This window comes from bacterium (assembly GCA_004322275.1).
Taxonomy (GTDB): domain Bacteria; phylum Desulfobacterota; class Deferrisomatia; order Deferrisomatales; family BM512; genus SCTA01.
On sequence record SCTA01000001.1, the window covers coordinates 1 to 16,832 of the forward strand.

Consider the following 16,832-nt stretch of genomic DNA (forward strand, 5'->3'; position numbering starts at 1 on the left):
CTCTACCACCTTCACCTACACGGGCGACGTAGCCATAACCGGCACGACGTACAGCGCCTGCGCCACCAACGCCTGCCACAACAACGGCAAGAACGCCGCACCGCGCACGGCTGCTTACGCATGGGACGCCGCGGTGATAACCAACTGCGACGAATGCCACGGCGACGAATCCGCGACGCTCACCTCACAGTCTCACGTCGCTCACCTTACCGCCGCCACCAACTTCGGAATAACGGTAACCTGCGCCAACTGCCACGCGGCGGCAACGACGGCGACGCACATCAACGGCACGATCAACATTCCTGCCATGACATACAGCGGCGACGTGCTTGTAACCGGCACGACTTTCGGCAATTGCGGCAACAACACCTGCCACAGGTCCGACGCCTCCGCCGGCACCAACCCGGTAAATATGACCTACACCTGGGGCACCGCCTATGCGAACTGCACGCTGTGCCATAACGCGCCCCCGGCCAACGGCGGTCACGTCAACCACCTTGCCTCCAACGCCATGCCCGGCGCCACGGCCATCAACGAGTGCTACATATGCCACAACGGCACGGCTACGAGCGGCGGCATCGCCAGCGGCGCATCGCACATAAACTCCACGGACAATCTCGCGTTCAACACCTCGGCGCAATACCAGGCTACGGCGGTCACGACCGCGGGTTCCGGCACAACCACCACCTGCACCAACGTCAAGTGCCACAACGGCGTAGAGACTCCGACCTGGGCCACCACGCCCATCACCTGCGGCAAGTGCCACAACGAAACCTGGACCGCCTTGGGCACCGGCCCGGCTCCGACAGGCAGCGCAGGCGTCGCGGGCAGTCATGCCATACACACCAACAACGACGCAGTATATAACGATTGCGCGGCTTGCCACGCTGGCGCTACGGCTTACACCGCCGTTGGCCCCCTTGCCGGAACTCACCAGAACCTCACCGTCAACGTGAGCATGACGAGTGTTACCTATGCACCCGACGCAAATCCGGGCGGCATTAACTACATCGCACCCGGCACCGACAACGGCACCTGCACCTCCGTGGCAGCCGGCTGTCACAACGTTGCCACTCCTGTATGGGGCGGCACCATAAGCGTTACATGTCTGTCATGCCACGTCGGCACCGAGCCCGCCACCGGCGCCAAACCGATTCCGACGGCCGACGCTACCCCCAACAGGGTCGCCAGCGCCCAGTACGCAGGCGTCAGCGCCCTAGGTCACGGCAGGATAACCAATAACTACGCATCCGGCCTCCTCCCCGCGGCACTGACGGACACCACGGCAAGAGACACCACCAACGGCTGCCTGAAGTGCCACGATCAGGCGGCGGATCACTTCCCGAAGGATACGCTCGACCCCTACCGTCTCGGCGTCCTGGCGGCCACTACCGACAGCCTCTGCCTCGATACCAACAGGTTCGGCGCAGGCAGCTGCCATGAAGCGACTCAGGCCCAGACCCACTCCAAACTCAACGCCGGCGGCGCCGTACCCGCGATCTGGCCCAACGGCGAATACGCCTTCAAGTGCGTTGACTGCCACGACCCGCACGGCGACGCAAACGTTTCCATGATCCGCAGCCACATCTCCGCGCCGACATCGACGGCGGATACCAGCTTCGGTTCCGACAGCAACGGCACCCCGGCGGATACGGCCACGCTCTCCGCCGTCACCTTCACCTCCTACACAGGCAACGCGACCAACAGCTACGGCGTGAACCTCGCGCCTAACGGCATCTGCGAAGTCTGCCACGTAGACCTTGCCGGTGTAGACTTTTACCGCCGCGCCCAGGCCGAAAACAACACCCACAACACCGCCGGCACATGCACCACCTGCCACAAGCATGAGGAAGGCTTCAAGGGAGGCGCTTGCAACGGATGCCACGGCTTCCCGCCGGTACTGGCTGATCAAAACTACGCGGGCGGCGGCGGCGCGCACGACGCGCACGTCAGTTTCCTGGCGGATGCCACCGGCGCCCAGTATCCGGCAACTACCTCGTTCCAGTCGGCCCTGCTGTGCGACCCCTGCCACGGAACCGGTTCCGGCAATACCGCGCACAACGGATCCGTTCAGGGCTCCGGCGCTTGGCCTGTCGCTACGAGAACCTTCGTAAACATCGTCGCCAAGACCGGCGCGGATAGCTGGAATGTCGTTACCCCCGCAAGGTACAACGGCGTTGCGATAACCACCTCTGCCGCCACCTCCGCGACAGGCATAAATGCGGTTGTATCCGCGGACAACACCGAATGCACGGCGGTTGATTGCCATTCGACGACAGCCGCCGAAGACGCTGAAAATCCGCCAGTAGTCAACTGGACGGCGATCACCGACACCTCGGCCTACAACGATGGCCTGGCCCGGTCCAAGGTCTGCAAGGCCTGCCACGACAGGACTCCGTCAAAAATGAAACTCTGGAATACCACGTTCCCGGTAGACGGCACTTACGACGCGGCTGTAGACGGCAACGCGGCCATCAACGCGGCGGACAGCTACTACGGCAACTTCACCCTGTACGGCAGGGGCGGACACGGCGATGCGGCGATACAGACGGAAGACCCGCTCGTCGATTCCGCCGCGGGCAGGACCACGCCCATAGACTGCACGGCCTGCCACGCCGCGGCCACGACGACGACCCATTACAACGCCAAGGCGGGCGCCAACCCGAACCGGCTGACGGGCCTCTCCACCGCCTCGACGGCGGACAACATGGTCGCCCGGTGCCAGGTCTGCCATGCCTCCACTTTCTACGGCAGCACCTCCACCCTCGCTCCCAGGCACCACCCGGCAGGCGACTTCTTTGCCGCCCCCGCAGGCACTTCGGAAATCATGACCGCGATCTCCGGCACCACCACCTGGGGCGAGGTAGCTCCCCCGGCCGGACATTACGAGCAGAACGCCTACGGCTACAACATTAACTATCCCACTGGCGTCGGAAGCGCCAACGTAGACCGGTTCATCGACTACTGGGGTGGTGACTTCGAGACCACAAGAAGCGCCACCAATCCGCCGAGACCCGTCTTCGTGGGCGAGCTCACCTCCGCGTCGCCCAAGGTAACGCTCCCTCTGGCGCAGTACGCAATCGGCGGCGGTACCAGCAACAAGATTGTCTGCACCACCTGCCACAACCCGCATGGCACGGATCTCTACGTGTACGACACAACCGCCGGTCATTCGGGTAGAAGCATCGCCGACAACAACATGCTCCGCCTGCGTGACGACGACAGCACACTGTGCAACGCCTGCCATTAAAAGCGGGCTGAAAAACAAGGGCGGCTCCGGGAAACCGGGGCCGCTTTTTTTCTTGGCGCGCCGGTTTGTTTCTTTAGCGGCCCTTCGGGTCTTTACTGTTGCGGCGGCTATTCAAGTATGTAAAAATCAAAATATCCTTATTGGAAATTTTTCGGGGAACAGGCACTGGAGGTTTAAATGAACAGAAAATCTTTTCTCCTCGCCGGGGGGATAGTTTTTTTTCTTACCGCTTCGCTTTCGATGGCGGCGGACCATCCCGGCAGCGATTCCAACTGCGCCGAGTGCCATTCGGTTGAGTCCTCGGCCGACGCCCCCAGGGTGATACCCGCCAAGCCCGGGCTTTTGGACAAGCTGTTCGGCGGCGCGCCAACCCCGAAATGGCACGAGAAAATCGGCTGCACCGGCACCGCCGGGGCCGACGGCTCTATAACCGGCTGCCACAGGCCCGAGGACAAAAAGAAGAATTATCTGGTCATGGACCTTTCCGGCAAACCCTCCGATCTGCTCTGCGCCAAATGCCACGCAAACGAAATGGATCCGGGGCTTCACCACCCCTCTTATAAAATCGACAAAGACGGCAACGGAATTCCCGAGCACTTCGTAACGGTAATCGAAAACAAAGAGGCCGTAACCAAATTCGCCCCGGCGCTTCTCGGCGAGCCGCTGAAGAGCTACCCCGATTCGCTTTCGTTCGTAACGGGGGCCGACGGACAGCGCAAGCTTGTTTCCTCCGTTCCCCTCGGGAAATTCGTCGAGGTAGAGAAAAAAGAGACCAAGACCTACGAGAGGGTGGTCACCTGCTCAAGCTGTCACAATCCGCATTTCGGCTTTCAGGCCGAAAACGGAAAAGACGAAGTTTTTGAAAAGACGGCCAGAAAGACCGGAGACGCCCTGCTCAGACTGCGCGACCAGAACAACACCCTTTGCCTTGTCTGCCACTGATTTAAACGGCCGGGTTAAAGTTTTTTCCTTTCCCGGCCGTTAATTTATTTGGGGATTCCTTCCTTTATTGCCGCTATATTTTTGGGGTGAATAAAACGATTGCCTTCGCTTGTCCGCCAGCCCCTGGGAGACAGGCGCTTTTATTTCGTGATGACCTGAATTTGACGACACGCAGGATTGCTCTGATTGTATTGGAGATTTCCTTTGAGCGGTGACAGGGAACAACCATTGAGCCCCAAAAAACCATTCTCTCGCCTCGGATTTTCGCTGTTTTCCGGGTGTCTGCTGTCGGCGGCTGTTTCAACCGCCGCGCTGGCGGTAACTCCAGTCTGGTCGCCGTACCCTCCGGCCGACGGAAGCCATCCCGGCGGCGGGCCGTGGGGGGGAACGGTAACACGGCTGGTCTCGACCTATGACGCCTCCGGCAACTCCATTGCCCTGTGGGCGGCGACGGCGGGCGGGATATTCAAATCCATCGACGGCGGCAGTTCCTGGACCCAGTCCCGGACCGGGATCCTGGATCTGGACGTTACGTCCGTTGCGGTGTCCCCCCCGGGAGACCGCCTCCTTGCCTCCGTTCACGCTTACGCTTCCATCGACGCCGCAAACGACGAGGGCGGCGGCATTTACTTGTCGAACGACGGCGGAGGCAGCTGGCAGAGATTCTCCCCGGGTCTTTTTGAATTTGATTTCTCGATACCCGGCGGGTTTGTCTCCGTGGCGATCGACCCAACCGACCCCACCCACTTTTTCGCGGCAGCCAATGACGCGGGCAGAAGCGTTACCGGCTACAAGGATGTCATTTTCGAGTCAAAAGACGGAGGCGTCACCTGGACAGGCCCGCAAACCGACGGCGGGAACGGGCCCCGCGTGGAGCTTGGCGATTCTTACAATATCACCGGGCTTCGCGCCATTTCCGGCGGCACCCTTTTCTTTTACGGGCGAAGCAAAGAGTTGTACAGGCTGAAAAGCGCCGACCAAAGCCCGTCGCTGATCGGTGCTTTTGTGGACGGAAGCGGAAATCCCTGCACGGTTGAGGACATCGCCGTCGTCGAAGTTCCTTCCCTGAAAATATACGCCGCGGCGGGAGCTTGCGGCTTGTGGGAGGGGGTTTACAACCTCACGAACGATAACTTTACCTGGACGAAACGCCAGTCCATTCCGGTCACCGCCAACGGCTACCCGCTGATAACGGCGGTGGGGGTAACTCCGGGAGACCCCTCGCATCTCTACTACATGGTTTACGATTATCAGGACGAGGCGGTTTCAGAAATCTACGAGAGCCTTGACGGGGGCGTAACTTCAACCGGGATATTACTCCCCGAACGGGTAATGAACGTAAAGCAGATCCTTCCGGATGCGGGGGGCTCTTTCCTCGTGGAATCTTTCTCCGGGATTTACCGCCGCGCCCTCACCGGGAACTATCTTCATTCCAGCAAAGGACTTCGCGCCTTCGAGGCTAACGGTTTTGATTTCAAGCCCGGCGGCTCGGGGAGTTCCGGCGGTCTCGCCGAGCTTGCCGTCTCAGGCGGCTCCACTTCGTCCAGCAGCGGCATCGGCTGCGGCGGCGTATCCCTCTGGGATTACACCACCGGCTGGAAGCGCGCTTCGGATCAGTGGTACGACCCCGGGCGGGCAACGAGGCTCATAGCCTACGAAAACGCCCAGAGGCTGTGGCTTTCCGTCGAGGGTTTCAACATCTACGCGGGAGAAAAATCCCTCGCCACCAACGACATAGCCTGGGGCGAGATGACCCTCGGCATCGGCAGCTCCTCCACTTCGCTTAACACGGTCACTTCGCTTGCCTTTTCTCCCGACCCTTCCGACGTTTTATACACGGACAAGGCCATTATAGGCGGAACCAGCCTTATTGCGGGCAGGGGAGGGGTTCCTTACTGGCACTCGGGAAACCAGAGGATCGAGCTGTATCCCGAGGGGTGGAACCTGCCTGCGGGACTCCCCGGCGGGTGGCGGGACTGGCAGAACTGGATTACCCTTGGCGACCCCTTCAATCCGGGCGGATTTTACACGATAGCGGGCAGCGCCAGGGTAGATCCCCTCAATCAGGCGAATCTCGGCGCTTTTGTCGGCTACGCCGAATATGCGTCGGTGCCCTCTCTTGTCGAAACGGAATACGGAACGGAGATTTACGACATCTACGTGCCTCTCATCGTCCAGCGCTCGGCCTTTCCCGGCGTGCAGTTCCTGTCCGCCAGCGCCTCGCCGAATTCCAGCGGCAGCCTTTTGGCAGGGACAATGGGCGACGGGATGTGGAGAACCGCCGACGGCGGCAGAAACTGGAGCAAGGTCTATCTTCCGGTTATCGGTGACGCGCCCGAGGTTCCCTTCGTTGAAATCGGACCTTTACCCGGCGACGTACTGCTTGGAGCGTACGTAAACGGCAAGGGATTTTATCTTTCCGGCGATGGCGGCATAAACTGGCGCTCTTTCGGAGAGGGGTTCGACTTCCCCTCCAGCCTTCCCGGGCTTCGGGCGATGAAATTCACCCCCGATGGCCGGGCTCTGGTGGCCGCGCTCGGCGGCGCGGGGCTTTGGTCCCTCTACCTCGGAGAGCCTCCCGAAATTTCGATCAATGGGCCTGTAACGGTCGACGTCGGCTCCACCCTGACCCTCGACATAATCGCTTTCGATCCGGACGGCGACGCCGTGACGCTCTCCTCCAGGATTCTTCCCGACGGCCCCGAAGTCGCAGGGGCGCATCCCGCCTGGACGGCCGGCAATACTCCCCCGGCGATAGCGTCTCCCGGGGACAAGGTCGTTACCGTGGGAGAGACCCTCTCCTTCGACGTTAACGCGACCGACGCTGCCCCCTCCGCCACGATACGCATAACGAGCGGCGACGGTTTTTTCACCGTAAGCGAAGATATACTTCTATCCGCCACCGCCTCGTCCGTGGGAGTTCAGGCGGTAACCGCCGGGGGCGCGATATTCGACTCCGCTTACCCCAACAAGCCAACCTTCGACGGCAGAACCTTCACCTGGACTCCGGCTTACGCAGAGGGCGGGATCGACTACGAGGTGACCTTTACAGCCACCGACCTTCAGGGCGAGACGGACGTACAACCGGTACTGATAACCGTAAACAGAAAACCGGAGCTGAGTCTGCCTCCCCGGTTCGTATTCACCGTGGGCGCCGCCGAAACACTGGCGCTGCCGATAACCGAACCCGACGGAGACACCGTCTCCCTCGCCGCTCCGGGATTGCCCGGCTGGCTCACCCTCGATCCCACGGCTCTTACCATCGGCGGAACAGCGCCCTCGGCGGATGGCGGCAAGACCTTCAACCTGACCCTGACGGCTACCGACCAGCACGGAGCCTCCGCGCAGGGCGCGCTCGGCCTTCTGGTCAATCGCCCTCCCGTGCTTTCCCCGGTGGGCGACAAATACATCAGCGGAAACGAAACCGAGGTTTTCACCGTCTCAGCGACCGATGCTGACGGCGATACCGTGGCAATCAGCCTTTCGCCGCTCCCCTCCGGCGCAACCTTCGACGGAAGAACCTTCGTCTGGACTCCCGCCGGGTCCGCATATGGAACGAGGACGGTAGTCGTCACCGCTACCGACGAACATGGCGGCGCCGACTCAGAGACCATTTCCATAACCGTCGAAGAGCGCCCCAACTCGCTCCCCGTCCTTGGCGTCATAGGCTCAAAATTCATCAACGCAGGGAGCCTCCTGACCATATCCCTGTTCGCGACCGATCCCGACGGCGACCAGATAGTCTATTCGGCGGCCCCCATGCCCGCCGGAGCGAAGATAGAGGGGAACTCCTTCACCTGGACTCCCTCGGAAGCTGACGGCGGAACTTCGACCCTCACCTTCACCGCTTTTGACGGCAGAGACGGCACGGACACCGAAACGGTGGAGATTACCGTCAACCGCTCCCCCGCCCTTACCCTGCCGGGTGCTCAAAGCGGCGCTCCGGGGCAGAGCGTTGGATTCACCGTCCTGGTGAGCGACCCGGAAGGCGACCAGACCACGGTAACGCCGGTGGGGATGCCCTTCGGCGCCTCCTTTGTTTCCGGCACCTTCGCCTGGACTCCGGAGGGTGGGCAAAGCGGCGTCACAAACGTAAAATTCATAGCGCGCGACAGCTACGGGGCTTCAAGCGAGGGGATCGTACAGATAACGGTCGGCGCGACAAACGCGCCTCCCGTGCTCGCCCCCGTCGGCAACCACATTTACGACTGGAGCCAGCCCAGCCTGCAGTTCTGCCTGAGCGCCACGGACCCAGACGGCGACGCGCTGGATTACACGATGACGCCGGTCGAGTTTAACGGCGGGGCCTCGGCGTTGCCGACGCCCATCGCCGGCGTGACCTTCGACACCAGCGTAAATCCGCCCTGCTTCACCATAGACCAGATGTTTGTCTTCAACCATCTGGATTACGCCATCTACCCGACCTACCCCCAGACCCTTACGGTAAAATTCGAGGTGGCCGAGAGCCTGACCGCCGACAAAAAGAGCGACAGCGAGACGGTAGACATCATTATCTGGGACGTTCCTCCGGCGAACGCTCCTCCGGCCATTCTCCCCCTCGATCCGAAAACGGCTTTTGTTGGAAGGACGATTTCCTTCGGGGTGGAGGCCACGGACATCGACGGCGACATCGTCACCGTAACGGCGTCGAACATGCCCGCGTGGGGCTCTTTTGCCTCGAACAGGTTTACCGGCACGCCGCAGCTTGCCGATCACGGAGCCGTTGCTTCGATAACCTTCACCGCAAGCGACGACAAGGGAAATCAGAGCCAGACAACCGTAGACGTAACGGTAAAGGGCGCTCCCTCTTTCACCGGTCTTTCAAACAAGGTCATTCCCGTCGGGGAAACCCTGACCTTCACAGTGACTACCGCCGATCTCGACGGGGACGCGGTGGTTGTCACCGCCGAGGGGCTGCCGGCGGGAGCCACCTTTGACGGCGCGCAGTTCTCCTGGACTCCCGGAGCCTCTTTGGTGGCGCCGGTGCGCTTCACCGCCGCCGACGGCTTGACCTCCACCGCCCGGACCATAGACATTATGGCCCACAACCCGCCGGTCTTTACGCCCATAGAGGACAAACTGGTCACCGTCGGCTCGCAGCTTAGTTTCGACGTAGCCCTCGCCGACGCCGATTACGATGTGGTATCCGTCGAAAGCACCGGGCTTCCCGTGGGAGCCCTTTACGCCAACGGGACTTTTTCCTGGGTGCCCGCCGTGGCGGACGGAGGAGCGGTCGTGGAGGTATCCTTCACGGCGACGGATTTTTACGGCGCTACCGCGACCGTGAGCTTTACGATTACCGTAAACCGGCTGCCGGTATTTTCTTGCCCGGCCGTATCCACGGCGGTCCTCGGGCTTCCCTTTACCCTCGGCCTCGACGTTCTCGACGCGGATGGCGACGCCGTCAGCGTTACTCCTCTTACGGCTTTTCCCGGAGATATGAGCTTTAACGCCGTAACGAATACCCTCTCGTGGACACCCGTCACGGAAGACCTCGCGGGAAGCCCCTACAGCCTTAGATTTCTCGCCGACGACGGTCGCGGCGGAACCATCGAGCACTCTCTCGTCGTCTTCCTGAATTCGCCGCCGGTATTTAACTGTCCTTCAAGCGTAACCGTAAACGCCGGAGAGCCGCTCGTTCTTGACCTCGGGGTAACGGACGCCGACCTTGAAGAGGTTACAGTCGAAGCCCTCACCGCGCTTCCGGGAACGATGCTCTTCGACGGAGGTTCGCTCCTGTGGACGCCCACGGCCGCCGATGCCGCAGCGTCACCCTACAACCTCACCTTCAAGGCTACCGACGCCAATAACAACGCCGTGACGAAGGACATATCGATTGCGGTCAACAGGATTCCCGTCATTGCCGCTCCCTCCTCCGCAATGGGAATAGTGGGCGAAACCTTTACTCTGGTGGTGGGCGCGAGCGACGCTGACGGCGACACCGTAACCATATCGGCGGCCACGGGGCTTCTGGCCTCGATGACCTTCGAGGGAAACACCCTTCACTGGAATCCCGTCGCGGGAGACCTGCCCTCAATGCCCAAAGAAATCACCTTCACGGCCGGAGACGGAAGGGGAGGCGCCGCGCAGCACGTCCTTAGCCTTACCCTGAATCAAAGGCCCTACTTTACCTGTGCGCAGACAGTCGACGTTCTCGTCGGCAACGAACTGGTCTACGACGTGACGGTGACCGACCCCGATTCGGACGCCGTAACCGTAACCGCTACCTCGACTCTCCCGGCGGGCATGACCCTTCAGGACGGAGTTCTTTCCTGGACGCCTGTCAGGGCGGACAAGGAAGGCTCACCCTATACCGTTGACCTCGTGGCGACCGACGAACACGGCGCCGCCGCAACCTGGGCCCTCACCATAAACGTCTCGGAGATAGCCTCGGGCGGCGGTGGCGGCGGAGGTGGAGGCGGATGCTTCCTGGAAGCCCTGGGCGGTTCTATTTGGCGTTGAGGACGGCTCTGGCTCTCGCCGGAGCCCTCCTGACCTTTTCTGTCTCCTTTGCCGGTCCCTTCGGCGGGTCGGTAAACTCCATACTTCTCGACAAAGACGAGGTGACGCCGCTTTATGCGGCGACGGAACGCGGGCTCTTTTCCTTTGGAGGAGGGAAATGGTCCCGTGTGCCCGCTTTCGGCGTGAACCGGGTGCGCTCGGTCCAGCGCGCCGGAAAAGCCTTTGTTGCCCTCAAGTCCCTCGGCGATCTGTACGTCGGAGGAGGTGAGGATAAATGGCGTCCCTCCCGAACGGGACTTGAAGGCGCAACCGGCCACCTTGTCGATGAGATGAACACCATCACGGTAGACGCCTCCAACCCCAAACGGATCTACATGGGAAGCGCCGGGAAGGGGCCCTTCGTTACCCCCAATCAGGGGCGCGACTGGGATATCCTGTGGACCGGCCTTGAGGAGCGGCCCCCTGCCGCCGGGCAGGTCAGGGCCATTCTCTCTCCAAGAGAGCAGCGCCCCCTTATCATGGGCACCGAAGGGGACGGACTTTTTTACTGGCGGGACAAAAGCTGGCGCTCTTTCGGTGAGGGTCTTCCCCAAAACCTCCGGGTCATGTCTCTGGCGGAAGATCCCGGCAACCCCGATCATCTGGCGATGGGCACGGGCGAAGGGCTCTGGGAATCGGCCGACGGCGCGAAAAGCTGGAAACTGCTCCGAAAAGGGGAGTTTAAACACGTAAACGTCGTTTCGATAGGATACGACGGCGCGATCCTTGGATTTTTCCCCGGCGAGGGGTTCGTCGTCGCGCGGGGGGGAAAAGCCGGAAAAATTCAAAAGGACCAACACCGCTACGTTCTCACTCTTACGCCTCACAAGGGCGGGGGATGGTACGCCGGGCTCAGGGACGACGGTATTGTAAAAATCGACGCAGAGGGCCAGGACGCGGGTTTTCTGAACGAAGGGCTTCTGGCCACCCAGATATATTCCATCCACACCGGGAAAGAGCCCGGAACCTTCTGGTGCGGGGACGCCAACGGCATGTTTTTCTCCCGCGACAAGGGGGTTACCTGGGAGCCCCGTGACAGCGGCCTCGTGGTCGGAGCCTCCAACGTAATCCTGGAGGACGGGGGCGAATACTTCATGGGCAGCCACGGCCTCGGCGTATACCTCTGGGACGAAGCGGCGGGGAAGTGGCTGGAGCGCATCCTGGGGCTCGGCACCTCAAACACCATCTACTCTTTCGTGAAAGACCCCAAAGGGCGCTTTTTCGTCGGCACGGAGGGGGGGATTCTCCGCTCCGATGACCGCGCGGGCAACTGGGTTAAAAAGCCGGAAGGACTCCCCGCGTCCAACAAGTGGTTTCTGGCGGCCGAACCCGGTGAAAACGGCGGGCTCTGGGCGGCCTCCTCGGCGGGGCTCTACTATACCTCCGACGGCGGCGACAGCTGGAAAAGCGTAAAGTCCGGCGATTTAGGAAGAGTGAAACACATCGATGGAAAACTCTACCTCTCAAGGGCGGCGAGGGAGGTGATCGAGTGGGACGGGAGGGAGGGGATTCTTCTCTTCACGGCCCCTCAGAACGATTACGTAAACGATTTTGTCTTCGTGGGCAAGACGCTTATAGTGGCCACGAGCAAGGGACTCTGGGACGGGGAAAACGAAAAAAAGCCCCTGTGGGGAGAAGCCGGCGTGTTTACCCTCTATGAAACGGGCGACGGCCGGATTTACGCGGGCACTGACGGCATGGGCGTGAAATCGCTCAGGATACGGTGATAATTTTACGGAGCCTCCCCGAAGCCCTTGAAAAAAGAATATTTGTGGTCTAAAGTATAAAAAAGCCGGTAGAAAATTCCGTCAACTACTTTCGCAGAGGAAACGCCATGAAAAAGACAACCTACGTTAAGCCCCGCGTCATCGGCGCATCCACCGTACACCCCTGCTGAAAAGCAAATAGCGAAATCAAAAAAGGGCCGGATATCCGGCCCTTTTTTATTCCCCTGAGATACCTGATCAATCGTAGTGGCATCTTTCGCAGAATTTCTTCTGCTCCTGGCTGTTTTCAAAGATATTTCTGGTCGTTATGTCCTTCCGGCCGTGAACCGTATGGCAGCTTATGCAGTTCATCGGACGGATTTTGCGCGCGGCGTCCGCCTTGTATGAAACCGGGTGGTTGTGCATCTCCGCGTGTTCTCCCTCCCTGACGTGCTCATGGCATTCGAGGCACATCTCCTCGACAGCGTCCTTTTTCAGAAAGCCGGGATTGTTCGCGCCGTGGGAGACGTGGCAGGCGTTGCAGGGGTTGTCGGCGTGAAGCCCCTCGGTCATATTCTGGTTGACGGTCTCGTAGTGGCAGCGGGCGCAGAGGTCTTTTATCTGTTCCTGCTCCAGCAGCTTTTTAAAGCCCGCGTGAGGGGTGTGGCAGGTATTGCAGCGGTCCACGGCGAGGGGGCCGTGGATGAACTGCTTCGAGGTGATCTCCTTTGCAATGTAATCGTCGTGACAGGTTCCGCAGCTCTGCTTTTCACCGTCGTTGACGGTGAAGCGGGAGGGCGCGTACTTCGGATCGTGGCAGTAGAGGCAGGTGAAGCCTCCGGCGGGCCTGTGAACCTCCTCGCCCGAGATTATGTCGCGGTGGCAGGAGGTGCAAAGAACGCCGGTGGGGAGCTTTCTGTCCACGGTTTCGAGGTCGGGGGAGAGCTCGTGGCAGCCGGAGCAGTTCTTTTCCAGTTCCGGGACGTGGAAAATGAAGGTTTTGGCGGCCGTATCCATCACTTTTCTGGTCGAGGACGCGGGAATCCTGTAAATGCTCAGGGATTTTATCCTCTGTTCGTTGGAAGGATCCACCCAGGTGAATTTGTTAAGCCCCTCATTGAGCGGCAGGAGGAGGTGGACAAGGTCGGCGTCGTCTCCGGGCACCTTGTACCCTTCCTTGAACTGCTCCTTTTCTCCCCGCAGGACTACAGGAGAGAACCCCGGCGGAACCTTATAGATCACCATCGCCGATTTGGTGGAAAGGACCGCCTTGTCGAAGGGCAGCTCGATTGTGACCGAAGGTTCGGCCGCAAGCGAGGAAGCCGGGACGAAAGCCAAAACCCCGATAAGCAATGCAAGAAATCTTTTCATCAAACACTCCCTCGAAGACGAAAAACCAAAGCCTCCGGTTGCCATTGCGCTACAATTTTAGTACCCTTCAATACCCCGATGCGCAAGCGCAATATTGAAAACTATTCTAGCGCAGTTTAAAGAATACCGGAGAAATTCGCTATGACGAACCCGTTTTCATCGATAAAGAAAATAGCCGCCGGAAATGTGGAAGGAAGGTTCTACAGCCTTCCCGCCCTCGAAAAGGCCGGACTCGGCAGCGTATCCACCATGCCCTTTACCCTCCGGATAATTCTCGAATCCCTTCTTCGCGGGTATGACGGCGGCAAGACCGTCTCCGAGAGCGACATCGCGGGCCTCGCGGGCTGGAAAAGCGAAGTAGACTCGGGGAAGGAGATCGCCTTTCGCCCGGCGAGGGTTCTTCTGCAGGATTTCACCGGCGTCCCGGCGGTGGTGGACCTCGCGGCGATGAGGGAGGCCGTAAAGCGGCTCGGCGGAGACCCCCAGAAGATAAATCCTCTCATCCCCGCCGACCTCGTGATAGATCACTCGCTCCAGGTAGACCATTTCGGCGACCTTCACAGCCTCGATTACAACGTCGAGCTGGAGTTTCGGCGAAACCGCGAGAGGTACGAGTTCCTCAAGTGGGGGCAGGGAGCTTTCAGAAACTTCCGCGTCGTTCCTCCCTCCACCGGCATCTGTCATCAGGTGAATCTCGAATACCTCGCCGAAGTGGTCGCGCTACGAAAGGACGCGGAAGGAACGGTCGTCCTTCCCGACACCCTCGTCGGCACCGATTCCCACACTACTATGATAAACGGCCTCGGAGTCCTCGGCTGGGGAGTGGGCGGCATCGAGGCGGAGGCGGCGATGCTCGGCCAGCCGCTCTACATGCTGGTGCCGAAGGTGGTCGGCGTCAGGCTCACGGGGAATCTGAGGCCCGGCGTTACCGCCACAGATCTGGTTCTTCGCGTCACCGAGCTGCTTCGCGCCCACGGCGTCGTCGGGAAGCTTGTCGAATTCTACGGCCCAGGACTCGACAGCCTCTCTTTGCCCGACAGGGCGGTTGTGGCCAACATGGCCCCCGAGTACGGCGCGACGGCGGGGTTTTTCCCCGTGGACGAGGTCGCCCTTCGGTTCCTGCGCTTTACCGGCAGGGAGCCGGGCAGGGTGGACCTCGCCGAACGCTATTTAAAGGAACAGGGACTCTTTTTAGCCGACAAGAATTTCGAGCCGCGCTTTTCCGAAAAGGTCTCCCTCGACCTCGGCTCGGTCGTTCCCTCCGTGGCGGGGCCGAAACGCCCGCAAGACAGACTCGCCCTCGGGGAGGTGAAGAGAAACTTTTCCCAAAACCTGCAAAAGGGCTTCGGAAAGACGGTAGTCGCCTGCGGGGAGCCCAAAACGGGCGAGGGGAAGCGGGAAGACACCTACGGAGAGTTCGCCGTTCCCTTCGACACGGGGGATTTCCGGTCGAGAGTGACCCACGGTAGCGTGGCGATAGCCGCCATCACCTCCTGCACCAACACCTCCAGCCCGGCGCTGATGATAGGGGCCGGCCTCGTCGCCAAAAAGGCGGTCGAGCGCGGCCTTTCGCCCCGCCCATGGGTTAAGTCCAGCCTCACCCCCGGCTCGCGGGTGGTCACAAGCTACCTCGAAAGCGCGGGGCTCCTCCCTTACCTCGAAGCCCTTCGCTTCCACGTCGCGGGGTACGGCTGCGCCACCTGCATAGGAAACTCGGGAGACCTTCCCGCGCCGGTAGCCGAGGCGGTGCGAAGCGGCGATCTCGTCGTGGCGGGGGTCGTCTCCGGCAACCGCAACTTCGAGGGGCGCATAAACCCCCTCGTGCGCGCCAACTACCTCGCCAGCCCCCAACTCGTCATAGCTTACGCGCTGGCGGGGACGATAGACATCGATCTCGACACCGAGCCTCTGGCCGTGGACCCCAACGGCGAGCCGGTTTACCTTAAAGACATCTGGCCGACGCCCGAGGAGATAGACGCCGTCGTGGGCAAGCACGTCGGGGCGGAGATGTTCTCAAAAGAGTACGGAGACGTCTTTTCCGGCGACGAAAAATGGCGCTCGATAAAGACCGTGGGAGGGGAGATATACCAGTGGGACGAAAGCTCCACCTACATCCGCAATCCCCCCTTCTTCTCCGGCCTGCAAATGGAGTCCAAAAAGATCGAGCCCATAAAGAGCGCCAGAGTTCTGGCTTTCCTCGGCGACTCGGTGACCACCGACCACATCTCGCCCGCGGGGAACATAGCAAAGACAAGCCCCGCCGCCCTCTACCTCGAATCGAAGGGGGTCGCGCGCGCGGATTTCAACTCCTACGGCTCCCGGCGCGGCAACCACGAGGTGATGATGCGCGGCACCTTCGCCAACGTCCGCCTCCGAAACCACCTCGCCCCCGGCACCGAGGGAGGCGTGACTGTTCACTTAAAGAGCGGCGAAGAGATGTCAATCTACGACGCGGCGATGCGCTACGCCGAAGAAAAGACACCGCTCATAATACTGGCGGGAAAAGACTACGGCATGGGTTCCAGCAGGGACTGGGCGGCGAAAGGCACGCGCCTTCTGGGCGTTCGCGCCGTAATCGCCGAATCTTTCGAGCGCATCCACCGAAGCAACCTGGTCGGCATGGGCGTCCTCCCGCTGGAGTTCCTCCCCGGCCAGAGCGCCTCCACCCTCGGCCTCTCTGGGTCCGAATTCTACGACATAGAAGGGCTGGGCTCCCTCTACGCGGGCGCTACCATCAACGTCATTGCAAAGGAAATATCCGGAAAGCAGAAATCCTTTGAGGCGAAAGTCCGGCTGGATACGCCGATAGACGTTGAGTACTATAAGAACGGCGGGATACTGCAGTACGTGATCCGCTCGTTGCTGTAAGGTCCGGCTTCCTCTTTCGGCGAATGGCTGCGTCGTTTCTCGAGCGCGGGTCTTGGCGTAGTCACGCTACTGCCTGCGACCGCGCGCCCTGCGGACTCCTTGCCCTTCGCCGAAATAGATTGCCGGATTGAAAAGATAAAAGACCATAAGGCGCCGTTCCCCAAGGGGCGGCGTTTTTGTTTATCTGGCTGAAA

5 protein-coding genes are annotated in these 16,832 nt (G+C 60.7%); 4 read left to right on the plus strand and 1 reads right to left on the minus strand.

The window, feature by feature from the left end; all coding sequences use genetic code 11:
- Positions 1 to 3,427 precede the first annotated feature (3,427 nt).
- The 3 genes from EPN96_00005 (at position 3,428) to EPN96_00015 (ending at position 12,420) form a co-directional block, all read left to right on the plus strand.
- Positions 3,428 to 4,192 (plus strand): hypothetical protein, encoded by a 765-nt coding sequence (locus EPN96_00005; protein ID TAL18773.1) that lies wholly within the window; start codon positions 3,428 to 3,430, stop codon positions 4,190 to 4,192.
- A gap of 204 nt (positions 4,193 to 4,396) precedes the next feature.
- Complete coding sequence (locus tag EPN96_00010; GenBank protein TAL18774.1) at positions 4,397 to 10,654, plus strand: hypothetical protein; 6,258 nt, start codon at positions 4,397 to 4,399, stop codon at positions 10,652 to 10,654.
- Positions 10,645 to 12,420: a hypothetical protein gene (locus EPN96_00015; GenBank protein ID TAL18775.1), complete on the plus strand. Its 1,776-nt coding sequence runs from the start codon at positions 10,645 to 10,647 to the stop codon at positions 12,418 to 12,420. Before EPN96_00010 ends, EPN96_00015 begins: the two co-directional genes overlap by 10 nt.
- A 237-nt stretch (positions 12,421 to 12,657) precedes the next feature.
- On the opposite strand, the gene EPN96_00020 is transcribed toward EPN96_00015, so the two are convergent.
- Positions 12,658 to 13,815: a hypothetical protein gene (locus tag EPN96_00020; protein ID TAL18776.1), complete on the minus strand. Its 1,158-nt coding sequence runs from the start codon at positions 13,813 to 13,815 to the stop codon at positions 12,658 to 12,660.
- 96 nt (positions 13,816 to 13,911) lie between these two features.
- Between EPN96_00020 and acnA the strand changes: the two genes are divergently transcribed.
- A complete protein-coding gene (acnA, locus tag EPN96_00025) occupies positions 13,912 to 16,638 on the plus strand; it encodes an aconitate hydratase AcnA (protein TAL18777.1) in 2,727 nt (908 codons plus the stop codon).
- Positions 16,639 to 16,832 lie beyond the last annotated feature (194 nt).

Coding starts and splice junctions, on each gene's coding strand:
- acnA (TAL18777.1), top strand. CDS start 13,912: ATGACGAACCCGTTTTCATCGATAAAGAAAATAGCCGCCGGAAATGTG.
- EPN96_00005 (TAL18773.1), top strand. CDS start 3,428: ATGAACAGAAAATCTTTTCTCCTCGCCGGGGGGATAGTTTTTTTTCTT.
- EPN96_00020 (TAL18776.1), bottom strand. CDS start 13,815: ATGGCAACCGGAGGCTTTGGTTTTTCGTCTTCGAGGGAGTGTTTGATG.